The sequence below is a fragment of the Hymenobacter lapidiphilus genome, from assembly GCF_003417065.2.
GTDB lineage: Bacteria > Bacteroidota > Bacteroidia > Cytophagales > Hymenobacteraceae > Hymenobacter.
In genome coordinates this window covers 66,683-88,421 of record NZ_QVLT01000008.1, presented here as the reverse complement: position 1 = coordinate 88,421, position 21,739 = coordinate 66,683, and the positions used below count along the sequence as shown (strand labels likewise).

Genomic DNA, 21,739 nt, shown 5'->3' with positions numbered 1-21,739 from the left:
TGGCAGATGGTGCAGCTAACGCAGATTCGTTCTGGGTTATCGGCGGCTTTTCAGTCTCAGATGGTGCCGATGAAGCGGCAGATAACCCAGATTTGTTCTGGACTATCTGCCGCTTTCATTATTCCATTCAGAACGAATCTGCATTAGCTGCACCATCGGTGATTTATTCTGTCGTCGGCTGTTTGTACAGGCGCTTGCCCCAGGTGATGTTCCAGTAGGCGAGCAGCTGGGCCTGGATATCGGACTCGGCGTAGGTGGGGATGGGGCCCCAGGCCAGCACCGGACAGTTTTGGGGCAGATCGACGGTGGGCGTTGTGGCGCGGGCCAGCGTTTCGAGGGCATCGCGCTGACAGCCGTTGGTGGGGTAGCGCCACGAGTTGTCGGAAACGGTATAAAACAGGCACAGCGCCGCTACCCAGCTTAAGTACCCGGCGCGGCGGCGGCCCGTCAGGTGCGTGGCCAGGTAGTAGGTGGTGGCGCCGTAGAGGGCCATCAGGCCCAGCAGCACGGGCATAATGGAGTCGCGCCGGATAATATAGGGGCGATACTCGCGGTAGCCACCCAGCGGCAGCAGCAGCATATAGGCAACGGCAAACACGGCCAGCCAGCCCAGCAGCTGCCGCAGTCGCCGGCTTTCGGGGGTGGCCGGTAGCAGCCGACCAGTCAGTAGCATGTTCAGTAGCACCACCCCGAGCAGAATAGCCAGCGCGGGCCGCCGGAAGAAGGTTTCGTTCAGGCCCGTCGGCAGCCGGCGGTAGCGCTCGGCCAGTGTAATAGTGGTGTTACGGCTTTCCAGCTCGAACTGCCCCACGTAAAACGAGTACAGGCACAGCGCCCCCAGCAAAAGCAGCAGACTAAACGCCGGCCACGGCACGTGCCGCACCACGGCGGCCCAGTTTCCGCCCGTTGCCCGCCACTGTCGTCTCAGCCAGTGCAGGCAGATGCCGGTACTGAGCACGGCCACCACGCCCGGAATAACAGGCCCGTTGAAGCTCAGCACCACGGCCAGCCCCGCCAGCAGCCCATACTGCCACCAGCGTGGCCGGAAGGCCTCCGCACCTTGCGTCGCCCGATAAAATGGCCAGTAGAACAGGCCCAGCAGCGCCAGCGGAAAGGCGTAGAAGAAGGTGTAGGTGATGGCGTTGTCGATGATACCCATCTGGTTGTGGTAACCCGCCGACTGAAACAGCGGCACCAGCACGGCCACCGTCAGCCAGAAGCGGCGGCCCAGGCGGGCACGGCCAGTGGCGTACAGCCCCAGCACGTAGAGCACCAGCGCCTGCACGGCGGCGCTGAACAGCCCGCAGGCCACATACACGCTTTCGATGGGCGGCATGAACCGCTGCAACGCAAACGGCACCGTTTTAAAGTAGCTCACCATCGCGAAGTGCGCGAAAAAACGGTTGGGCGCCACGTATACCTCGCGCCGCGTTAGGGCGGCCCACCCGAACGGGTCCGACAGTACCGGTTGGCTGCGGGGAGCGGGCAGCACGATACCCGCCAGGTCGCCATCGAGCGGCATGCGGTAGTTTTGCCAGTAGGTATAGCCCAGGTCGAGGGCCACAAACAGCACCAGCAGCGGTAGCAGGTAGCGGGTTCTCATGCGGGCAGGCTTGCTTCGGAACGCGAGGCGGCTACTTTTCCCGCTCGATGGTGTAGTTGATGAGCTGTTCGAGCGAGGTGCGCGAGGCCGACTCCGGGAAGGTGCGCAGCACGGTCAGGGCCTCGTCGCGGTAGCGCTCCATTACGCTGATGGCGTAGTCGAGCCCGCCCGACTGCTTCACGAACTCAATTACCTGCTGCACCCGGTCGCGGCGGCCGTCGTTATTTTTAACATTGAAAATTATGCGGCGCTTGGTGAGCCAGTCGGCTTTTTGCAGCGCGTAAATCAGCGGCAGCGTCATCTTTTTCTCCTTGATATCGATGCCCAGCGGCTTCCCGATTTCGGCCGTACCATAGTCGAATAGGTCGTCCTTTATCTGGAAAGCCATGCCCACCTTCTCGCCAAACAGCCGGGCCCGCTCCACCGTTTCGGGGTTGGCACCGGCCGAAGAGGCGCCTACTGCGCAGCAGGAGGCAATAAGCGAGGCCGTTTTCTGGCGAATGATGTCGAAGTACACGTCCTCAGTAATATCGAGGCGACGGGCCTTTTCAATCTGCAGCAGCTCGCCTTCGCTGAGCTCCTTCACCGCATTGCTCACAATCTTGAGCAGGGCGTAATCGTCGTTTTCCAAGCTCAGCAGCAGGCCTTTACTCAGCAGATAATCGCCTACGAGCACCGCTATCTTGTTCTTCCATAGCGCGTTGATGGAAAAAAAGCCGCGTCGGTAGTTGCTTTCATCTACCACATCATCATGCACGAGCGTAGCCGTATGCAGCAGCTCAATCAGCGCTGCCCCGCGGAACGTCGCTTCGGGCAGCGGGTCGCCACCGCAGATTTTGGCCGTGAAAAACACGAACATCGGCCGGATCTGCTTGCCCTTGCGCTTTACTATGTAGCCCATGATTTTGTCGAGCAGCAGTTGTTTAGTCTGCATCGACTGGCGGAATTTCTTTTCGAATTCCACCATCTCCAAGGCAATCGGAGCCTGTATCTGGTCCAGCGAAATGGTCATGCGGCGTAATTGGGCAATGCAATGATACGGGAAAAGGCGCAGGGGCCACCTGTCATTCCGACGAATGAAAAATCTGGTTCGAAATAGCGCAAGCAAAGCCGAGAGTTCTGCGCCGCTTCTTTCTTTACTGGAACAACAGTTTATCCCTCCCTTCTTACCTTCGCTTTTATGCCCAACCTGCCTGTTTCTGTCGAGTTTCTGCTGTCCGGCCCCGGCCACAAGCGCCCGTTTGCGGCCGATGCCCGCTTCGTGCCCGACGGCCGGGCCAAGCCGGTAGTGGTGTTTGTACACGGCTTCAAGGGGTTCAAAGACTGGGGCCATTTCAACGTACTGGCCGACTGGTTTGCCCGCCGGGGCTTCGTGTTTGTGAAGCTCAACCTCTCGCACAACGGTGTGGTAGTGGGCGGGTCGGGCGATTTGGAGGATCTTGAGGCGTTTGGCCGCAATAATTTCAGTATCGAACTCGATGATTTGGGAGCTTTGCTTGATGCCCTGCACACGCCGGACCAGACGGGCATTTCGGCCGACGAGATGGACCTTTCGCGGCTAGCCCTTATCGGCCACAGCCGGGGTGGCGGCCTGGTACTGCTGAAAGCGGCCGAAGATACCCGCGTACGGGCCGTGGCTACCTGGGCCGCCATAAGCAACGTAAACCCGGGCTGGACGGAGCAGCAAATGACGCATTGGCAGCAGAAGGGCGTAATGCACGTCGAAAACTCGCGCACCAGGCAGCAATTACCGCTTTATTACCAGCTCGTCGAGAACTACTACCAAAACCGCCCCCGCCTCAACATCGAGCAGAATCTGCGCCAGCGCCTGCACGACCGGCCGGTGCTCATTCTGCACGGCGACCAGGATGAAACCGTGCCCCTGGACCGTGCCCGCCAGCTGCACGAGTGGCAACCCGCTGCCGAGCTAAAGGTGCTGCCTGCCGCTACGCACAACTTCGGCGGTGCCCACCCCTGGCCCTCGGCCGAACTGCCCGAACAGGCTAAGCAGGCCGCCGAGGCCACGGCAGAGTTTTTTGAGCAGAATTTGCAGGCTTAAAACCCATGAAGAAACTACTTACCGGCCTACTGGTACTGGCCGTTAACTTTTACTTTGGCGCAGCCCTCGTGGGCGTGGCAGCAACGCTGTACACGTTCTTGCAGGGCCCTATCTCGCCCGAAATGGGGGTGGGGATAGTGGTGGCCGTGCTGATTGGATGCATCGTTTACCAGGTTTTCCGCTCGCGCGTCAACTGGCAGAGCCCTGGCGAAGCGGTGGTCGGCAACACCAGTAAAACCGATCTGCTGGCCCAGTCCAAAAACTTTTCTATATCCCGTATTCCCCTGTTTCTGCTGCTGTTGCTAACGCTGGCGCTACCCGGAAATTTCCTGGACGGCGTGGGCGACGGGCAGATATACGACCTTCCGCAAATCTTCACCATCGCCCTGCTCTACCTGGGCTTCTACCGGGGGCTCGATTTTTTCGACCGGCCGGGGTTTGCTGCCACGGCTATGTTGATGGGCGGGCTGTTGCTATCGGCAACTGTCGCGCGTACATCGGAAGCAGCGGTTTCTATCCTGTTTCTGATCCTGGCAGGCCTTTGGCTGGGGGCGTGGCTGGTGTATCGACGGTTCTATGTTCCTGCTGTGTCCGCCGCCTGATCTTATGCCGACTGCCTACCTCCTGATGGGCTCCAACCTCGGCGACCGGGCCGCCACGCTGCAGACCGCTGTGGGGGAGCTGGGCCGCACAGCCGGCTCCGTAACGGCTGCCTCGGGCCTTTACGAAACAGCTGCCTGGGGCCTGACCGAGCAGCCAGCCTTCCTCAACCAAGCCCTAAAAGTCCAGACCAGCCTCTCCCCCGCCCAGCTACTGGCCGCTTGCCTGGCCGCCGAGCAGCACGCGGGCCGGCTGCGGCTGGTGCGCTGGGGTGCCCGCACCCTCGACGTAGATATTCTGCTCTACGACGACCTGGTACTCAATACGCCCAAGCTCCAACTGCCTCACCCGCGCCTGCCGGAGCGCCGCTTTGCCCTGCTGCCCCTGGCCGAAATTGCGGAAACTGTGGTGCATCCGGGGCTCCGCCGCACCGTGGCCGAACTGCTGGCTGAGTGCCCGGACGAGCTTACGGTTACGCGGGTAGATGGCGAGCCTCGCTGATTCTAGCGTGTGAAACAGAAAATTCGAATCACAAAAAAAGGTCCTGCCGTGAATTGGCAGGACCTTTTCGGTAGCATTGAAGCGAATTACAATACTGCTGAGCCAGCCGTTACTTCCGGCGCAATCTTCTTTACCAGGCCCTGGAGTACTTTGCCGGGGCCGCACTCCACGAACTCGGTGGCACCGTCCTGCACCATGCGCTGCACGCTCTGGGTCCAGCGGACGGGGGCGGTGAGTTGGCGCACGAGGTTTTCGCGGATTTCGTCGGGGTCGGTGTGCGGGGCGGCGTCCACGTTCTGATATACCGGGCAAATGCCGGCTGCGAAGCTCGTTTTGGCAATGGCTTCGGCCAGTGCCGCTTCAGCCGACTGCATAAGCGGCGAGTGGAAAGCGCCGCCCACGGGAAGCGGCAGGGCGCGCTTGGCCCCGGCGGCCTTCAACTGCTCGCAGGCCAGCTCGATGCCGCGCTGCGAACCCGACACCACCAGCTGGCCGGGGCAGTTATAGTTAGCGGCCACCACAATATCGCCGCCCGCCGTTATTTCCTGGCAGATGCGGACTGTGGTATCGTCGTCGAGGGCCAGAATGGCGGCCATGGTGCCGGGCTGCTCCTGGCAGGCAGCCTGCATGGCACGGGCCCGCTGCGCTACCAGCTGCAGGGCGTCTTCAAAGCGCAGCACCTTGGCAGCTACCAGCGCCGAAAACTCACCCAGCGAGTGGCCGGCCACCATATCGGGCCGAAAATCGGGCAGGACCGCAGCCAATGCCACCGAGTGCAGAAAAATAGCTGGCTGCGTTACGTCGGTGCGGCGCAGCTCCTCATCGGAACCCGCAAACATGGCGTCGGTAAGCGAAAAGCCCAGGATTTCGTTGGCCTGGTCCATCAGGCGTTTGGCTTCGGGGTGCTGCTCGTACAGCTCGCGGCCCATGCCGCTGAACTGGCTGCCCTGGCCGGGGAAGATAACTGCTTTCATGTGGTCAGAATAAGCCCCACGACGGCTTCTAGCTGGAAGCGCCGCCGGGGCAGGCGAAAAAATTACGGCCGCAAGCTGCATAAAAATGTGGTACTGCCCGATGCAGCTGCCCCAAGGGCAACCCAGAAGCCCGCTACTTTCCCATAAAAAAAAGCCGGATTCCCAACGGGAATTCCGGCTCTTTTCTGGCTTTACCACAATGACTAGCGGTTAATCTGCACCCAGCCTTTGAAAGTACGGGTGGTGCGGTTGGCATCCTTAAACGTTACCTCGGCCTGGTAGAAATACATGCCATCCGACACTTTGCCGTTGGAGTTGCCTTCACCCGTGCCACCCCCGTTCCAGTTGATGAGCGGGTCCTGGCTACCCTCGTACACCTTGGTGCCCCAGCGGTTGTAAATCCGAATGGACGTGCGCTCAATCGGGCTGAACACCTTGGGCCGGAACGTATCGTTTTTCGAGTCGCCGTTGGGCGTAAAGATGTTAGGCAGCAGGAACAACAGGCAGTTATCCTTGCACTCCTTGTTGCTCAGCGCACTCACAGCCCCGTTCACATCGACGGCCTGAATGGCGTAGCAGCCCTGGGCCGAAGCCAGATTGGTGTGCTCATAGGTGGTCTGGGTGCCGGGCACGCGGGCCAGTTCAGTCAGCTCGTCGGCCGCCGTAGGTGCGAAGTAGATGATATACTGTGCGATGTCGCGGCTGCAGTCCTGCGTGGGCAGGTTGCTCAGCGTCCAGCTCAGCGAGTTGGTAAAGCGCATGCCCGAGGTAGGCGTGGTCGGCAAATCGAACAGGCGGCTGGCTAGACTGTCGCAGTTGGTAGGCTTGAGCGTGAGGATGGGCGTGCAGGGCACGGCCCGCAGCGGCGCGCACTGTTCCTGGCTCAGGTTGATGAGCGAATCGGGCAGGGCAATGTCGTAGGTGCCGTTGGTCTTCACGTAGTAACAGTACGTGCGGTTTTTCACCAGCGGCAGCACCTTACCATCATCCACGAAAGTGCCGCCGGTAGTGGTGCTGGTGGCCTTGCCCACGGGCCGGAACGTACCGCCCGGCTCGCGCCGATACACGGTGCTGGGCCGCTTGCTGTTGTCCCAGGGCACATTGTAGACCCAACTAACGGCTATTGTGCTGGCCAGCGGGTTGGGCGTAGCCGTCAGCCGTACGCTCGAAGCCGGCTGGGTACGCTCCACCGAGTCGGCCGCTAAGGCCGAGTTGCTGAAAAAATCGAGTCGGTAAGTGTAGGCGTTGGCTTGCGTGTTGAGGCCGGTATTCACAAAGGTGGTATCGCGCAGGTTGTTAGTGGTGAACACCTTGCGGAAGTCAGCTGCGGCCGGGTTGAGGCCGGTGGCCCGGTAAAGGCGGTAGCCGCGGGGCTCGGCAAACTTGGCCAGCGGAGCCGGCTGGTTCCAGCGAACGGTAATCTGGCCCGTAGCCACGTCGGTGCGGTCTACGGTCACGTTGGTGAGGCGGGGTGAGCGGCCCTCCACCTTCACACAGGCCTCGTTGGAAGCCAGGCTTTCGCCCCCGCTGGGCTGAGCAAACCTCACATAAATGCGGTACGAGTAGGTTTTACCTCGGGTCAGGCCTTGTCCGTTGTTGTCGTCGAGGAAGGTGCGGGTACCCACGCCCACGGCGCCAATCTGCACGTAGCCCGAGCCGGCGGGCAGCCCGGTCTGGCAGGTAGTAGGCGTGAAGGCAAAGCAGTTTTCGCGGCGGAAAATCAGAATCTGAGCCCCCGGGTTCTGGCAGCTGTAGCTGTTCCAGTCGAGGCGCATATTGTTGCCCTGCGGGGTGGCTTGCAGGTTTTGCGGGGCCGGCCCCACCACCGTAATGTTCCAGATGCGCTGGTCAATGAGAGGCGAAATATTGCCCGCGGGCTCATCGGTGGCCTTGAACAGCACCTGATAGGGCTGGCGCCGGATGAAAGAGCAGGCCGGTGTCCATTGGAACAGGGCACGGGCAACGGGTGGTCCTTTGGTGCTCTGCTGGAACGAGGCCGGCATGGGCAGCAGGCCGGTAAATGCTTCGAGCAACACCGGGTTGCCATCGGGGTCGGTGGCCGTTATAGTACCGCCGGGCACCGGTGTATTGGCCACCACGCACACATCGGGCGGCACGTTGATGATGGGGCGGAGGTTGTTGGGAGGCCGCACGATAATCTGCATGTCGCGGATTGTCTCGCTCAGCAGCGTGGGCTGGGTGGGCCGGCCGGGTGTGCGGCGGTACTCCTTCACTACAAAGGCCACATTATACGTGCCCACCTGGGCCGGCGCATTCCACACTACCTGGCCAGTGAAAGCGTCGATAGTGAAGATGGCCTTGTCGCCGGGCGCCCCGACGGGCGGCCCGCTGTAGGCCACCTGGCGGGCATCAATGCCCGGCAGGTTGTTGGGAAAAGTGAAGTTGGTAGTAGTTACAGGGATTAGCCGGTTGCCGCTGGCAAGCGCGATGCGCGGGTCGCCGGCCTTTTGGCTGGGCCGCAGCTCGTACGCCAGTGAGTCGCCCTCGGCATCGAAGGCGGCCGGGTTATGCAGAAATACCTGGCCCACGCTACCCTTGTCGATGGCTGGTGCCAGCAGTTGGGGTGAAGTGTTCTGAATGAATGCGTTGATGAGAACGGTAGTCGAGATATAAAAGCTTTCATTGGCCGAGTTGGCCATATTCAGCACCCCCACCGGCCGGTTTACGCTGGCGTAGCCCACTGTGTAAGCCCCGGTAGAGTTGTAGGTGTGCTCGAACTTGTACACGTTGAGCAGATACTCTGGTGCCACGCGGGTCTGCGATACGAATGGAATATCGACCTGGGAAGTATTATCGCCGAAAAAGATAATAACCGAAGGCTCCTCGGCCACATCGGGGCCCGGAATGCGCACGTAGAGCGAAAGGGTAAAAAAGATGCGCCGGGGGTTGTTGGGGTCGGTACGGGCCTGAATATCACCGGCGGCCAGGTGAGTGGCGCGGGCAGCCGGTGCGGCCGTCAGAAAGGCTATCAGCAGAAATAGCCCCGCCAGCCAACGCTGCAACGGACGGATAGGTAGAGCGATACGCATAGAATCAGGCAACTAAACGGGCAGAGAAACTGCTGGAAGTAAGGTCCGGAAAAACCCGGCGGAAACCTAACAAAAGTCGGGCGGCGCAGGTTGTTAGACCGAAGCAAGATACTAACGGAGTTGGCTTTCATTTGATTCCGGCCGGACCGCGGCCTTTATTCAGATTGTTTCCTACTAGCCGGGCACTTAACTTTGACCGTTATAATCGACTTCCCCACCCCTACTTAGTAGCTCTCTATGAGTTGGATTTCCAAAACCCTCACCAGCAGCATCGGCCGCAAAATTGTTATGGCCACCACAGGTTTGTTTCTGTGCTCGTTTCTGGTGGTGCATCTTCTGATTAACCTGCAGCTACTACGCCACGATGGTGGGGCCAGCTTCAATTTCTGGGCCGAGTTCATGGGCACCAACCCCGTTATCCGGTTCATGGAAATCGTGCTCATGTTGGGCTTTGCCGTGCACATCTACCAGGGCTTGGCCTTGGCTTACCACAACAAAAAGGCCCGCGGTGCCCAGGGTTACGTGGTCAATCATTCCGAGCAGAACTCGCAATGGTCTTCGCGCAACATGGCCTTGTTGGGTACGCTGCTGCTCATCTTCCTCATTATCCACCTGATGAATTTCTGGGTACGCTCCCGCTTCGACGCCTTTGGCGGCCTGGCAATGGTGAAGGTCCCCAACATGGACCACCCGGTCGGCGACCTGTATTCGGTAGCCGCCGCCTCGTTCAAAATTCCGTGGTACGTAGCCCTTTATGCAGTTGCTCAGATTGCCCTCGGCTACCACCTCTGGCACGGCTTCCGCAGCGGCTTCCAGACGCTGGGCCTTAAGCATCCTAAATACACACCTGCTGTTTACTACACGGGTTACGCTTTCTCAGTAGTGATTTCGGTTCTGTTTGCTCTTGTTCCGATCGTCATGTTCTTCGATGATCAGTACCAGCCCCGCCCTGCCACCGGCCAGACCGTTGAGCAGTCGCTGACCGAGGAACCAGCCGTATTGCGCTAATTTCCCACCTTCTTATTCTGCCCTTTATGGTACTTGATTCCAAACTTCCCGAAGGCCCGATAGCCGAGAAGTGGGAGAAGCATAAGTTCAACGTCAAGCTCGTCAACCCTTCCAACAAGCGGAAGTATGACATCATCGTAGTGGGCACCGGCTTGGCTGGTGCTTCGGCCGCGGCCTCCCTGGCCGAGCTGGGCTACAACGTGAAGGCTTTCACCTACCACGATTCTCCCCGCCGGGCCCACTCCATTGCGGCTCAGGGCGGTATCAATGCCGCCAAGAACTACCAGAACGACGGCGACTCCATCTACCGCCTATTCTACGATACTGTGAAGGGCGGCGACTACCGCTCCCGCGAGGCCAACGTGTACCGCCTGGCCCAGGTATCGGTCAACATCATCGACCAATGTGTGGCCCAGGGCGTACCCTTCGCCCGCGAATACGGTGGGCTGCTGGCTAACCGCTCGTTCGGTGGTGCCCAGGTAAGCCGTACGTTCTACGCTCGTGGCCAAACCGGTCAGCAGCTGTTGCTGGGTGCCTACTCGGCCCTTTCGCGGCAGGTTGCCTATGGTAAGGTGAAACTGTACACCCGCTCCGAAATGCTGGACCTGGTGACGGTGGACGGGCAGGCCCGCGGCATCATCACCCGCAATCTGCTCACCGGCGAAATCGAACAGCACGCGGCCCACGCGGTAGTATTGGCCACTGGCGGCTACGGCAACGTGTTCTTCCTGAGCACCAACGCCATGTACTGCAACGCCACCGCCGCGTGGCGGGCCCACAAAAAGGGCGCGTACTTCGCCAACCCCTGCTTCACCCAGATTCACCCCACCTGCATTCCCGTGTCGGGCGACTATCAGTCGAAGTTGACGCTGATGTCGGAGTCGTTGCGTAACGACGGCCGCGTATGGGTACCGGCTACCAAGGAAACGGCCGAGCGTCTGCGCAAGGGCGAAATCGATGTAAACGATATTCAGGAGGACGACCGTGACTACTTCCTGGAGCGCAAGTACCCGGCTTTCGGTAACCTGGTGCCCCGCGACGTGGCTTCGCGCAATGCCAAGCAGATGTGCGACGAGGGCAAGGGCGTAGGCTCAACCGGCCTGGCCGTGTACCTCGACTTCGCGGACGTTATCAAGCGCACCTCGGCCGAGGCAGTGAGCCAGAAGTACGGCAACCTGTTCGATATGTACGCCAAAATCACCGGCGAAAACCCCTACGAGCGGCCCATGCGCATTTACCCGGCCGTTCACTACACTATGGGTGGCCTCTGGGTTGACTACAACCTGCAGACCACGGTGAAGGGCCTCTACGCTACCGGCGAGTGCAACTTCTCCGACCACGGTGCCAACCGCCTTGGTGCTTCGGCCCTCATGCAGGGCCTAGCCGACGGGTATTTCGTGATTCCCTACACTATTGGCGATTACCTGGCATCTACGCCGCCCAAGCCTGTAACGACCGAAGACCCCGCCTTTGCCGAGGCTACGGCCGCTGTGCAGGCCCGCGTGCAGCAGATGATGTCCATCAACGGTACCCGCACTCCCGACGACTTCCATAAGAAGCTCGGCAACCTGATGTGGGAGTACTGCGGCATGTCGCGCAATGCCGAGGGCCTGCGTTTCGCCAAGCAGGAAATTGCTAAGTTGCGCCAGGAGTTCTGGAGCGACCTGAAGCTGGCCGGTACCGAAACCGAAATGAACCAGGCCCTGGAGAAGGCCGGCCGCGTGGCCGACTTCCTGGAGTTGGGCGAGCTGATGGTGGATGATGCGCTGGACCGCAACGAAAGCTGCGGTGGTCACTTCCGCGAGGAGTACCAGACCCCCGAGGGCGAGGCGCTGCGTAACGACGACGACTACGCCTACGTGGCCGCTTGGGAGTACATGGGCGACAACCAGCCCGAAAAGCTGAATAAGGAGGAGTTGACGTTCGAAAACGTGAAACTCACCCAGCGCAGCTACAAGTAAGCTGCCAGCTATAAGCCGCAAGCTGCAAGGTCAGTTCGGTAGTCTTAATTTCTAATTGAAAAGCTTGCAGCTTGTTGCTGAAAGCTTGAAGCAAATAAAACAATGGCCGGAAGTAACCCCAACGCCAAACCAATGAACCTCACCCTGAAGGTGTGGCGGCAGAAAAACCGTGTCAGCGAGGGTGGCATCGTCGATTACAAGGTAAAGGACATCTCGCCCGACATGTCGTTCCTGGAAATGCTCGATGTGCTTAATGAGGACCTGCTGCGCCAGGGCCAGGAGCCGGTAGCCTTCGACCACGACTGCCGTGAGGGCATTTGTGGCTCGTGCAACCTGTTCATCAATGGCCGGGCCCACGGTCCTGAGCAAGGTACGACCACCTGCCAGTTGCACATGCGCAAGTTCTCCGATGGTGACACTATTACCATCGAGCCCTGGCGCGCAGCGGCATTCCCCATCAACAAAGACCTGAGTGTAGACCGCTCGGCCTTCGACCGCATCATTCAGGCGGGGGGCTATGTGAGCATCAACACTGGTGGTACGCCCGACGCCAACGAAATCCCAATTCCGAAGGATATTGCTGACCGCGCTTTTGAGGCTGCAACCTGCATCGGTTGTGGTGCCTGCGTGGCAGCCTGCAAAAACGCTTCGGCCATGTTGTTCGTGTCGGCAAAAGTGAGCCAGCTCGCGCTGCTGCCCCAGGGCCATGTGGAGCGCAAGACTCGTGTTGAGAACATGGTTGCCCAGATGGATTTGGAAGGCTTCGGCGCCTGCACCAACATCGGCTCCTGTGCCGCCGAGTGCCCGGTGGGTATCTCGCTCGAAAACATTGCCATTCTCAACCAAGAATTCCTATCGGCCAAGGCTACTTCTAATAACCTGGCGTAAGCTTCGGCGGTTATCCTGTCAGGATTCCCTGAAAAGGCGAAACGGGCTCCCGTTTCGCCTTTTTTGTGGCCAAAAGACGGCCGCTATCTTTGCCTTTCGCCTTATTTTTGACTCATCGAATGCTCACAATTGTTGTTGGCACCAACCGCCCCAATTCCCGCGCCCGCCGCCTAGCCGATTTGTACGCCCGCCTGCTGGCTGAGCACGAGGTCGAGGCCTCTATTCTGGACTTGCTGGAGCTACCAGCCGATTTCACATTTTCGGCGCTCTATGATAATGCCGGCAGCCATGATGGCTTCAATCGCCTGGCTAAGCAGGCTAGTGCCGCCGACAAACTGGTGTTTATTGTTCCCGAATATAATTGCTCGTTTCCGGGTGTGCTGAAGGCCTTTATCGATGGTCTGCCCTATCCGTCGGCGCTAAGCAACAAAAAGGCGGCGCTGGTAGGACTAAGCAGTGGCGGACAGGGCGGCCTGCTACCGCTCAACCACCTCACCGATATACTCATGTATCTGGGAACGGCTGTACTCCCCCAACGTGTGCGCCTCCCCTTCATCGATAAGCACCTGAACGATGACGGCCAACTGACGGAACCCCTCTACCAGCTGCTGCTGCGCGAGCAGATAACGCACTTAATGAAGTTTTAGGCAACCTGACGGTAGCAGAAAGCGGCCAAGGCAGGCACAATACGGCGGGGCCGATGCCGTTGACGAACCAACTGATGGCTGAAAGCCGGCTATCTGCGTAAGCGCTGTTTCGTTCAACTGTATTCTGCCGATGAAATATATACTGTTGCTTTCTGGTTTAGCCTTGCTGAGCGCCTGTACGCTCACGCCCCGGCGGGGCAAAAACAGCCAGCTTGCCCCCGAACGCGAAATGATGCACCCCGGCAAATTCCCGGCCGATTCGGCCCAGCCCACGCGGACAGATTCGTTACGATAGAAGCCAGCCTACAAAGAGAGCACCCCGAATTCCTCGGGGCGGCCTCTTGCTTTGTAGGCTGCTAAGTCTGCCGATTAATCCACGTTGTCGTGCAGGAAGCGGTTATCACCCAGCAGCTCGTTATCGTCAGACAGGTTAAAGCGGCTCACGTTCTGCTCCGAAGAAGGCACCACGTTTTCCAGCTTCACCTGTCGGCGCAGGTACGCGGGGGTTTCCAGCTGATCTTTCAGCGCGTCATTGGTCAGGCCGTTGCTCAGAGCCTGCAGGCGCTGGCGTCGGTCTTCGGCCCGGGCTTCCAGTGAGGGCCGGGGTATGCTGTGCTGCAGGGTAGCCACAGGCGTCTGCGGCGGATACTGGTACTGCAGTTGTGGCTCGGGCGCGGGCATAGAGGGCGCCGAAACCGGCGCGGTGCTGTGCTGCGGGGGCGTGGTATCGAGGTCGCGGACTACTACCGGGGGCTCGACGGGCGCGGGGCTGCCAAACGTAGGCACAAACGGCGCGGCCGCAGCAGGCTCCTCATCCTGCCGGTCCGGCCCGGTCTTGGGGTCGGCGCGGGCATCGTCGCGGGGCACTACGGCCGTAATGTTGTGGGCGTCGCGGGCGAAGCCGGTGGCAATGACGGTTACGCGGATACTCTGGCCCAGCGAAGGGTCGATGCCGTGGCCGAAAATAACCTCGGCGTTCTGCCCGGCCTTCTCCTGGATGTACTCCGTGATTTCGGTCAGCTCGTCCATCTCCAGCTCAGCCTGGTCACCCGACATGATGCTGAGCAGGATGCGCTGGGCACCGTGGATGTCGGTGTTGTTGAGCAACGGCGAAGCCAGGGCCTCTTCGGCGGCACGGGCAGCGCGGTTCTCGCCCTCCGTTACGCTGCTGCCCATTACGGCCGCGCCCGAGTCCTTCATCACCGTTTTCACGTCTTCGAAGTCCACGTTCACGTCCGAAGTCACCGTGATAATCTCGGCAATCGACTTGGCCGCCGTCGTCAGCACGGTATCGGCCTTGGCGAAGGCCGCGCTCAGGGGCAGGTTGCCGTACATCTCGCGGATCTTGTCGTTGAGAATTACCAGTACCGTGTCGCAATCTTCGCTCAACTCCTTAATGCCCTGCTCGGCCTGCTGGCGCTTCTTGCGGCCCTCAAACAGAAACGGGGCCGTTACGATACCTACTGTCAGAATGCCCAGCTCCTTGGCCACCTTGGCAATTACCGGCGCGGCCCCGGTACCGGTGCCACCGCCCATGCCTGCCGTAATGAACACCATGCGGGTACCATTGCTCAGCAGCTCCCGAATCTGTTCACGGCTCTCGATAGCAGCCTGTTTGCCCCGCTCGGGGTTCGCCCCCGCCCCCAGCCCTTCGGTCAGGTCGATGCCGATTTGCATGCGGTTGGGTACGGGCGACGATGCCAGAGCCTGCTTATCGGTATTGCAGATAACAAACTCCACGTCTTTTATGCCCTGGGCATACATGTGTTTGACCGCATTGGAACCGCCGCCCCCCACACCAATCACTTTGATGATGGAGGTCGATTGCGGCTGAATGTCGAAGGTATAATTCATGCGTAGGGTCAATTAGGAATTAAAAGCCAAAAATTAAAAATTAAAAATTGACGGTCTTGGCAGAACAACAACTCCTAACTTCTAACTCTTAATTTTCAATTGACATTAATACTGTTTGTCGTCGAAATCGTTAATCAGCAGGTCTTTCGTGCGATTAAGAATCCGTTGAAAAAAATCACCGGCGCCCGGCTTTTTGGCAGCCTTCTCGGCTGCCGGAGCGGCCGGAGTACCCGGAGTTTGCGCCGCCACTGCGGGGCGCGCTTCGGGCGTGGGCACGTAGTAGTTCTGCTCCTGCTCGGGCTCCTCGTAGCCGCGCTGGGCCAGGCGGTCGTCGAGCGAACGGTAGCCGGCCAGCACCAAGCCCACCGTGGTGGCGTACATGGGCGACTTCACGGCTTCAATCTTGCTCTTGCCCAAGTGCTCGTTGGGGTAGCCGATGCGCGTATCGAGACCGGTAACGTACTCAGCCAGCTGCACCAGATTCTGGAGCTGCGAGCCGCCGCCGGTCATCACGATGCCGGCCGCCAGCTTGTCCTGGAAGCCCAGGCGCTGAATCTCGGCGTACACCAGCTCCACGATTTCCTCCATCCGGGCCTCAATAATGTAGGCCAGGTTTTTCAGGCTGATTTCCTTCGGGGCCCGGTCGCGCAGGCCCGGGATGCTCACGATTTCGTACTCCGAGGCTTCCTCGGCAATAGCCTTGCCGAACTTCACCTTAAGCTGCTCGGCCTGGTTCTGCATCACTTGGCAGCCCTGCTTGATGTCGGTAGTGATGATGTTGCCGCCGAAGGGCAGCACCGCCGCGTGGCGGATGATGCCGTCCTTGAAGATGGCCAGATCGGTCGTGCCGCCGCCAATGTCAACCAGGGCCACGCCGGCCTCCTTCTCCTCATCGCTCAGCACCGACATGCTCGAAGCCAGCGGCTCCAGAATCAGGTTGTCAATCTCCAGCCCGGCCTTCGTAACGCACTTATACACGTTGTTGATGGCCGTGCTCTGCGCCGTGATGATGTGGAAATTGCCCTCCAAGCGCACCCCCGACATGCCCACGGGGTCCAAGATACCCTCCTCGTAATCCACCTTGTAGTCCTGGGGCATTACGTGGATGATCTGGGAGCCGGGGGGCGTCACGAGGCGGTACATGTCGCTGGTGAGGCGCTCCACGTCGGCCTGGGTTATTTCGGTTTCGGCCGAGGCACGCGTGATGCTGCCGTTGTGCTGCAGGCTCTTGATGTGCTGGCCCGCAATGCCCACGTTCACCACGCCGATGTTGATGCCCGACTGCTCCTCCGCCTGCTTGATGGCCTTCTTGATAGCGTCTACTGTCTTGTCGATATTCGACACAATTCCCCGCACCACGCCTTCCGACACGGCCTTGCCCAAACCAAGAATTTCAAGCTTGCCAAATTCATTTTTGCGACCCACCAAGGCGCATATTTTGGTGGTACCGATATCGAGGCCGACTACAATTTTATCGTGTTGCATGAGGAGGATGGGCGAGAGGTTGGCAGGTGCAGGCAGGGAAAGGGCGTTTAATCCGCTTTAAGGTAGCGTTTTAGACGGATAATTTTATTCGCAGATGATTTGATCCTTGAATTCGACGTTGACGCGGTGGTACGTGTCCCAGCCAAGCACCGGCGGAATTTGACGGTAAAATACCATCAGTTTCGCGAATTTTTCAGAAATATTATCAGGAAAGCCAAATTCGACCCGCTGGTCACCTACCTGTTGGGTGAATGAAATCTTTCCATTAGGCGCCACAAATATTTCGGCGACCTGCGCGCGCCAGAACGGTTTTTCGTCGATGTAACGCAGAAACTTGAGGTAACGTGTGCCGCTGCTGTCCTGAAAGAAGGAGGCGGCCAGCGGTACGCCGCCAGTCCGCGAGATGGGCACTACCCGGGCCGTGAACAGCGAGGAAAGCGGCAGGCGGCGCCCGTCGGCATCGAGGTAGCTGTCCTGACGCGAGTCGGCGTGCACGAGGCGGGCAATAGGGCGGCTCTGGCGCACGTCGGCGTGCAGGTTGCCGGCCAAGTCGCGGTACACCTGGGCCTCCTTCACGAAGCTGTGGGCCTTGAGGCGCGCTTCGAGGGCCTTCAGGTCGATGTCGGAGGGCGCGGAGCCCTCCAGCCGGTCGCGGCCCTGTCGGGTCAGCAGGCCGGTTACTTCGCGCTGGCCGATGAAAAAGTTGTTGAACTCGTTGCTGACCGACACAATGACGCCCCCTACCTTGCGGTTGGCCTGCCGCACGGCCGCAAATGCCCCCAGCCCCAGCAGCAGTAGCAGGCATATGGTGGCAATAAGCAGATTCTTGGCGTCGCGCTTCATTCGAGGTTTGGTACTGGGGTCAAAAGAAAAATGAATGACGTGGTGGTCTTGCTATAGGAGCGGTTCCTGGTTGCCAGCACACGGCCGGCCGGGCAGCTCAGCCATTCAGCCAGCGAATATTCAAAATATTCTTTAATTGAGGCACTAACTGGTCGATGTCGCCGGCGCCTACGGTGGCTAATACGTCAAAATTCGGATTGGTTTCGGCATTCTGCAAAATTTCGGCCTTGGTTTGGAGAGATTTTACCGGCGCCGTGATTTGGGACAATATCAACTCCGACGTGACGCCCGGCAGCGGCTGCTCGCGGGCCGGGTAGATGTCGAGTAGCACCACTTCGTCGGCAAGGCTCAGACTCTCAGCGAATCCGGGGGCAAAATCGCGGGTGCGGCTGTAGAGGTGGGGCTGAAAAACCACCCGCAGCCGCCGCCCCGGATACAGGGCCCGCAACGACTGCAGAAAGGCCTCGATTTCGCGCGGATGGTGGGCGTAATCGTCCACGTACACCTTGGGTTGCTCAGGCGTGCCGGCCGTCACGATGAACTCAAAACGGCGCTTTACGCCCCGGTAAGCGGCCACGGCGGCGCGCAGCTGCTCGTCGCTGAGGCCATATAGGCGGGCCACGCAGGCGGCGGCCAGCATGTTCTCCACGTTATGAAAACCCGGCACGGCCAACTCCAGCCCTTCTATTTTAGCTGTTAGCTTCGTCCGCTCTGGCTCGTTCAACGTGGCCGGCCCGGTTGGCCCATGCATATCGAAGCGGAACAAGTGACCCTCGGCGGTAATATTGGTGGCATACAGCTCCGGCCCCTGTTCGGGCGAGAGGCCGTAGCGCAGCACCCGCACCCCGGCCGGCGCGGCGGCGGCCACGCTGGCATCGGCGGTGTGGTTGATGATTAGCGTGCCGCCCGGCTGAATCTGCCCCACAAACTGCCGGAACGACTCCAGCAGCGTTTCGGCATCCCCGTAAATATCGAGGTGGTCGGCATCGGTACTCGTCACGATGGCCACCGTTGGAAACAGCGTCAGAAAGCTCCGGTCATACTCATCCGCTTCAACTACGACGGGAATATTTTCAGTTGCTGTTTCATTACTCGTTTCTGCCGCCTGATTATCACTTTCTACACTCAAATTTTTAATTGATTCCGGCAGCAGCAGGTTCGAGCCTAGGTTTACGCTGATACCACCCAGAAACGCGGCGCACGGCACACCGGCATGATGCAGCAGGTGCGCCACCATGCTGCTGGTGGTGGTTTTGCCGTGGGTGCCGGCCACCGCAATGGTGGGCCGGCCGGCGGTGAGCACGCCCAGCACCTGGCTGCGCTTGCGGATGTCGTAGCCCCATTCACGCAGCCAGGCCCATTCGCGATGGTCCTTCGGAATGGCAGGCGTGAGCACGACCAGCGTGTCGGCGGGGTTTTCGCGCACGGCCACCGGAATACTTTCCACCGCGTCGTCATAGTGAATCGTGATACCCTCGGCCGTCAGGGCATCGGTCAGGGGCGTGCGGGTTTTGTCGTAGCCGCTTACCACGTGCCCGTTGGCCCGGAACCAGCGTGCCAGCGCCGACATGCCGATGCCACCGATACCAAGGAAGAAGACGTTGGATTTCATTTTAAGGGGTGAAGAGCTTGGATGGTGGCCGTAGGGGCGGGGCTTGCCCCCGCCCGCCGTTGGGTACAGGTGGAACAGTCGTTTAACGGCGGGTGGGGGCAAGCCCCACCCCTACGGCCGTATTTCTCACCCCGCGTTCGGAATCAGTTTCAGCAGTTCATCCACAATCGTGGCCGTGGCCTGGGGGCGGGCCAGCTGCCGGATATTGGTGGCCAGCTGCTGCTGTCGCGTTGGGTTCCGGAGCAGCGCCAACGCTTCGTCGTAGAGCGTGGCGGCGGCATCGGCGTCGCGCACGAGCAGGGCCGCATCCTTGGTAGTGAGGGCCAGGGCGTTCTTGGTCTGGTGGTCTTCGGCCACATTGGGCGAGGGCACCAGGATGCTGGGCTTGCCCGTCAGGCACAGCTCCGACACCGACAGGGCTCCGGCCCGGCTCACCACTACGTCGGCGGCGGCGTAGGCCAGGTCCATGCGACGGATGAATTCCAGGGCCTGCAAACCGGCGGCGGCAAACGGTGCGGCCTGCTTTTCGGCTTCGGGGAAGTAGAGCTTACCGGTTTGCCAGAGCAGCTGTACGCCGGCCTCCTGCAGACGGGACAGGGCAGCGGCGGTGGCCTGGTTGAGCGTGCGCGCCCCCAAGCTGCCCCCGATAACGAGCAGCACCGGACGGGCGGCATCGACCCCGAAGAAAGCCAGGGCTTCGGCGCGCTGGCCGGCGGTAATTTCGGTGCGGACGGGGTTGCCGGTCAGCGTCAGCCGGTCGTTGGGGAAGAACTTGTCCATGCCCTCGTAAGCCACGCAGATGCGCTGCACCCGCTTGGCCAGCAGCTTGTTTACAAGGCCGGCGTAGGAGTTCTGCTCCTGAATAAGGGCCGGAATGCCTCGCGAGGTGGCCGCCAGCAGCACCGGGGCCGAGGCGTAGCCGCCTACGCCCACTACGGCATCGGGCCGGAATTTCTCGATGATTTTGCCCGCCTTGCGCACGGCCCGCATTACCTTAATCGGGAACAGCAGGTTTTTGGGTGTCAGGCTGCGCTGCAGGCCGGCAATATCGAGGCCGATAATTTCGTAGCCGGCCTCGGGCACCCGCGTCATCTCCATGCGCCCATTGGCGCCCACAAACAGAATTTCAGCGGCGGGAAACCGGCGGCGCACTTCGTTGGCAATGGCCACGGCCGGAAAAATGTGCCCCCCGGTGCCGCCGCCGCTGATGATGAGTTTCATGGTTTTGAGCTTTTAGCTGAGAGCTGTTAGCTTTTGACCGCCAACTGCATTATGGACGAGAGCTAACAGCTCATAATTATCGGCTAATAGCTGACCGATACTTTCGGGATGCGGGCCGTATCGGCGGGCTGGTCGGTCATGGGGCGGATTTCCCGCTCGCCCCGGCTGACGGCCAGAATAATGCCAATGCTGATGCCAGTGAAGATAAGCGAGGTACCGCCCATGCTCAGTAGCGGCAGCGGCAGGCCGGTAATCGGGCCCAGGCCCACGGCCACGCCCATGTTCACCATCGCCTGCAGGACCAAGCTAAAGGTAAGGCCCGCTGAAAGCAGCCCCCCGAAGGCCCCGTAACTATTCATCACCGTTTTCAGCCCTCGATAGAGAAAGGCCAGATATAGGAACAGCACTATTACGCCCCCAAACAGGCCGTATTCTTCGATAATGATGGCGTAGATGAAGTCGGAATATGGGTGGGGCATGATGTTGCGCTCGGTGCTTTTGCCGGGCCCCTTGCCGAACAGGCCGCCGGTGGCCTCGGCAATGTAGGCGTGCTCCAGCTGAAACGGCACCGGCTTGCTCTTGTCGGTGAAGCTCTCAATGCGCGACTGCACCGTTTTCCAGCGCTGCCCCGCCACCAGGCCCACGCCGCCAATCACAACGCCAATCACTACCATCACAGCCATCTGCTTGAGTGGCACGCGCCCAATAAACATCAGCAGCAGGCAGGTGGCGAACAGCAGCAGCGCTGTGGAGGCATTCGACAGAATAATAAGCCCACAGATGACGCCCACCCACAGCATTACCGGCAGCAGCGTGGTTTTGAAGTCGCCCACGTTTTGCTGGCGGCGGCTGAGCATGGAGGCCAGGTGCGTAATGAGGGCCAGCTTGGCCAGGTCGGAGGGCTGGAAGGTCTGGTTGATGACCGGGATGGTGAGCCAGCGCGAGGCCTCGTTGAGCGTCGAGCCCATCACGAAGGTGAAGATGAGCAGCGGCACCGAGGCCAGCAGCGCATACAGCGAGAGGCGCGAGTAGTGGCGGTAGTCGATGCGGTGTGCCAGCCACATAAACAGCAGGCCCACAAAAATCAGGCTGGTGTGCTTGAAGAGGAAGTACTCGGTGTTGCCGCCGCGGCTCTTGTAGGCCAGCGTGCCCGTCGCCGAATACACCACGGCAATGGAAATCAGCGAAAACAGCAGCACGATACCCCACAGAATAGGGTCGCCCTTGAGGTTTTTCCGAAGCCAGTTATTAATCACTAATTTTTGTTGATTAGAGGTGATTGCACTAATTTTTTATGTTCGAATAGGAACACGAACGTGTCATGCTGCATCTGTCGTCTGCGAAGGCGCAAGTTGTAGTCGAAGCATCTCTACCGCACCGGTAAATATGCCGTTGGATTACTACTGCAACGAAGCGGTAGAACTGCTTCGGCA

General features: G+C 59.9%; 18 protein-coding genes. 8 read left to right on the top strand and 10 right to left on the bottom strand.

The features are described 5' to 3' along the window. Positions 1–163: 163 nt before the first annotated feature. Together D0N36_RS06710 and D0N36_RS06705 are read right to left on the bottom strand one after the other, a co-directional pair. On the bottom strand, positions 164–1,603 hold the full coding sequence (locus D0N36_RS06710) for a hypothetical protein (RefSeq protein ID WP_116940629.1): 1,440 nt from the start codon (positions 1,601–1,603) through the stop codon (positions 164–166). A 31-nt stretch (positions 1,604–1,634) separates the two neighbouring features. Next, the gene (locus D0N36_RS06705; protein WP_116940628.1) at positions 1,635–2,615 is read right to left on the bottom strand and encodes a polyprenyl synthetase family protein; all 981 of its coding nucleotides are present in this window, start codon (positions 2,613–2,615) and stop codon (positions 1,635–1,637) included. 168 nt (positions 2,616–2,783) lie between these two features. Here D0N36_RS06705 and D0N36_RS06700 point away from each other — a divergent pair, with 168 nt between their 5' ends. Genes D0N36_RS06700 through folK form a run of 3 tightly spaced genes read left to right on the top strand, consistent with a single transcriptional unit; the run spans position 2,784 to position 4,763 of the window. Beyond that, positions 2,784–3,662, top strand: a complete 879-nt coding sequence (locus D0N36_RS06700; RefSeq protein ID WP_116940627.1) for an alpha/beta hydrolase family protein — start codon at positions 2,784–2,786, stop codon at positions 3,660–3,662. A 5-nt stretch (positions 3,663–3,667) separates the two neighbouring features. Then, complete coding sequence (locus tag D0N36_RS06695; protein ID WP_116940626.1) at positions 3,668–4,264, top strand: hypothetical protein; 597 nt, start codon at positions 3,668–3,670, stop codon at positions 4,262–4,264. A gap of 4 nt (positions 4,265–4,268) precedes the next feature. Continuing rightward, positions 4,269–4,763: a 2-amino-4-hydroxy-6-hydroxymethyldihydropteridine diphosphokinase gene (gene folK / locus D0N36_RS06690; protein ID WP_116940625.1), complete on the top strand. Its 495-nt coding sequence runs from the start codon at positions 4,269–4,271 to the stop codon at positions 4,761–4,763. Positions 4,764–4,849: 86 nt separating this feature from the next. Here folK and fabD read toward each other — a convergent pair whose 3' ends face one another. After that, positions 4,850–5,737: an ACP S-malonyltransferase gene (fabD, locus tag D0N36_RS06685; RefSeq protein ID WP_116940624.1), complete on the bottom strand. Its 888-nt coding sequence runs from the start codon at positions 5,735–5,737 to the stop codon at positions 4,850–4,852. Between the two features lie 203 nt (positions 5,738–5,940). After that, positions 5,941–8,787 carry a T9SS type B sorting domain-containing protein gene (locus D0N36_RS06680; protein ID WP_116940623.1) on the bottom strand — a complete coding sequence of 949 codons (2,847 nt, stop codon included), beginning with the start codon at positions 8,785–8,787 and terminating at the stop codon, positions 5,941–5,943. Positions 8,788–9,024: 237 nt separating this feature from the next. Between D0N36_RS06680 and D0N36_RS06675 the strand changes: the two genes are divergently transcribed. From D0N36_RS06675 to D0N36_RS06655, 5 genes are all read left to right on the top strand, one after another. Continuing rightward, positions 9,025–9,795, top strand: coding sequence for a succinate dehydrogenase cytochrome b subunit (locus D0N36_RS06675; protein WP_116940622.1), 771 nt, complete (start codon positions 9,025–9,027; stop codon positions 9,793–9,795). Between the two features lie 26 nt (positions 9,796–9,821). Then, entirely contained in the window at positions 9,822–11,756 is a 1,935-nt protein-coding gene (locus D0N36_RS06670; protein WP_116940621.1) for a fumarate reductase/succinate dehydrogenase flavoprotein subunit, read from the top strand. 132 nt (positions 11,757–11,888) lie between these two features. After that, positions 11,889–12,644, top strand: a complete 756-nt coding sequence (locus tag D0N36_RS06665) for a succinate dehydrogenase/fumarate reductase iron-sulfur subunit (RefSeq protein ID WP_116940704.1) — start codon at positions 11,889–11,891, stop codon at positions 12,642–12,644. Between the two features lie 119 nt (positions 12,645–12,763). Further along, entirely contained in the window at positions 12,764–13,291 is a 528-nt protein-coding gene (locus tag D0N36_RS06660; RefSeq protein WP_116940620.1) for an NADPH-dependent FMN reductase, read from the top strand. Between the two features lie 130 nt (positions 13,292–13,421). After that, a complete protein-coding gene (locus D0N36_RS06655; RefSeq protein WP_190242555.1) occupies positions 13,422–13,586 on the top strand; it encodes a hypothetical protein in 165 nt (54 codons plus the stop codon). 74 nt (positions 13,587–13,660) lie between these two features. On the opposite strand, the gene ftsZ is transcribed toward D0N36_RS06655, so the two are convergent. The 6 genes from ftsZ to D0N36_RS06625 all read right to left on the bottom strand — a co-directional run bounded on the left by ftsZ (position 13,661) and on the right by D0N36_RS06625 (position 21,562). Then, on the bottom strand, positions 13,661–15,145 hold the full coding sequence (ftsZ, locus tag D0N36_RS06650; RefSeq protein ID WP_116940619.1) for a cell division protein FtsZ: 1,485 nt from the start codon (positions 15,143–15,145) through the stop codon (positions 13,661–13,663). Between the two features lie 105 nt (positions 15,146–15,250). After that, a complete protein-coding gene (gene ftsA / locus D0N36_RS06645) occupies positions 15,251–16,630 on the bottom strand; it encodes a cell division protein FtsA (RefSeq protein ID WP_116940618.1) in 1,380 nt (459 codons plus the stop codon). Between the two features lie 84 nt (positions 16,631–16,714). After that, the gene (locus D0N36_RS06640; protein WP_116940617.1) at positions 16,715–17,473 is read right to left on the bottom strand and encodes a cell division protein FtsQ/DivIB; all 759 of its coding nucleotides are present in this window, start codon (positions 17,471–17,473) and stop codon (positions 16,715–16,717) included. Positions 17,474–17,570: 97 nt separating this feature from the next. Beyond that, a complete protein-coding gene (locus tag D0N36_RS06635; protein WP_116940616.1) occupies positions 17,571–19,085 on the bottom strand; it encodes a UDP-N-acetylmuramate--L-alanine ligase in 1,515 nt (504 codons plus the stop codon). 126 nt (positions 19,086–19,211) lie between these two features. After that, positions 19,212–20,306 (bottom strand): undecaprenyldiphospho-muramoylpentapeptide beta-N-acetylglucosaminyltransferase, encoded by a 1,095-nt coding sequence (murG, locus tag D0N36_RS06630; protein ID WP_116940615.1) that lies wholly within the window; start codon positions 20,304–20,306, stop codon positions 19,212–19,214. 83 nt (positions 20,307–20,389) lie between these two features. Continuing rightward, complete coding sequence (locus tag D0N36_RS06625; RefSeq protein WP_116940614.1) at positions 20,390–21,562, bottom strand: FtsW/RodA/SpoVE family cell cycle protein; 1,173 nt, start codon at positions 21,560–21,562, stop codon at positions 20,390–20,392. Positions 21,563–21,739 lie beyond the last annotated feature (177 nt).

Bases quoted from the DNA above. Each gene is read 5' to 3' on its own strand.
- D0N36_RS06710 (WP_116940629.1), bottom strand. From the start codon at position 1,603: ATGAGAACCCGCTACCTGCTACCGCTGCTGGTGCTGTTTGTGGCCCTC.
- D0N36_RS06705 (WP_116940628.1), bottom strand. From the start codon at position 2,615: ATGACCATTTCGCTGGACCAGATACAGGCTCCGATTGCCTTGGAGATG.
- D0N36_RS06700 (WP_116940627.1), top strand. From the start codon at position 2,784: ATGCCCAACCTGCCTGTTTCTGTCGAGTTTCTGCTGTCCGGCCCCGGC.
- D0N36_RS06695 (WP_116940626.1), top strand. From the start codon at position 3,668: ATGAAGAAACTACTTACCGGCCTACTGGTACTGGCCGTTAACTTTTAC.
- folK (WP_116940625.1), top strand. From the start codon at position 4,269: ATGCCGACTGCCTACCTCCTGATGGGCTCCAACCTCGGCGACCGGGCC.
- fabD (WP_116940624.1), bottom strand. From the start codon at position 5,737: ATGAAAGCAGTTATCTTCCCCGGCCAGGGCAGCCAGTTCAGCGGCATG.
- D0N36_RS06680 (WP_116940623.1), bottom strand. From the start codon at position 8,787: ATGCGTATCGCTCTACCTATCCGTCCGTTGCAGCGTTGGCTGGCGGGG.
- D0N36_RS06675 (WP_116940622.1), top strand. From the start codon at position 9,025: ATGAGTTGGATTTCCAAAACCCTCACCAGCAGCATCGGCCGCAAAATT.
- D0N36_RS06670 (WP_116940621.1), top strand. From the start codon at position 9,822: ATGGTACTTGATTCCAAACTTCCCGAAGGCCCGATAGCCGAGAAGTGG.
- D0N36_RS06665 (WP_116940704.1), top strand. From the start codon at position 11,889: ATGAACCTCACCCTGAAGGTGTGGCGGCAGAAAAACCGTGTCAGCGAG.
- D0N36_RS06660 (WP_116940620.1), top strand. From the start codon at position 12,764: ATGCTCACAATTGTTGTTGGCACCAACCGCCCCAATTCCCGCGCCCGC.
- D0N36_RS06655 (WP_190242555.1), top strand. From the start codon at position 13,422: ATGAAATATATACTGTTGCTTTCTGGTTTAGCCTTGCTGAGCGCCTGT.
- ftsZ (WP_116940619.1), bottom strand. From the start codon at position 15,145: ATGAATTATACCTTCGACATTCAGCCGCAATCGACCTCCATCATCAAA.
- ftsA (WP_116940618.1), bottom strand. From the start codon at position 16,630: ATGCAACACGATAAAATTGTAGTCGGCCTCGATATCGGTACCACCAAA.
- D0N36_RS06640 (WP_116940617.1), bottom strand. From the start codon at position 17,473: ATGAAGCGCGACGCCAAGAATCTGCTTATTGCCACCATATGCCTGCTA.
- D0N36_RS06635 (WP_116940616.1), bottom strand. From the start codon at position 19,085: ATGAAATCCAACGTCTTCTTCCTTGGTATCGGTGGCATCGGCATGTCG.
- murG (WP_116940615.1), bottom strand. From the start codon at position 20,306: ATGAAACTCATCATCAGCGGCGGCGGCACCGGGGGGCACATTTTTCCG.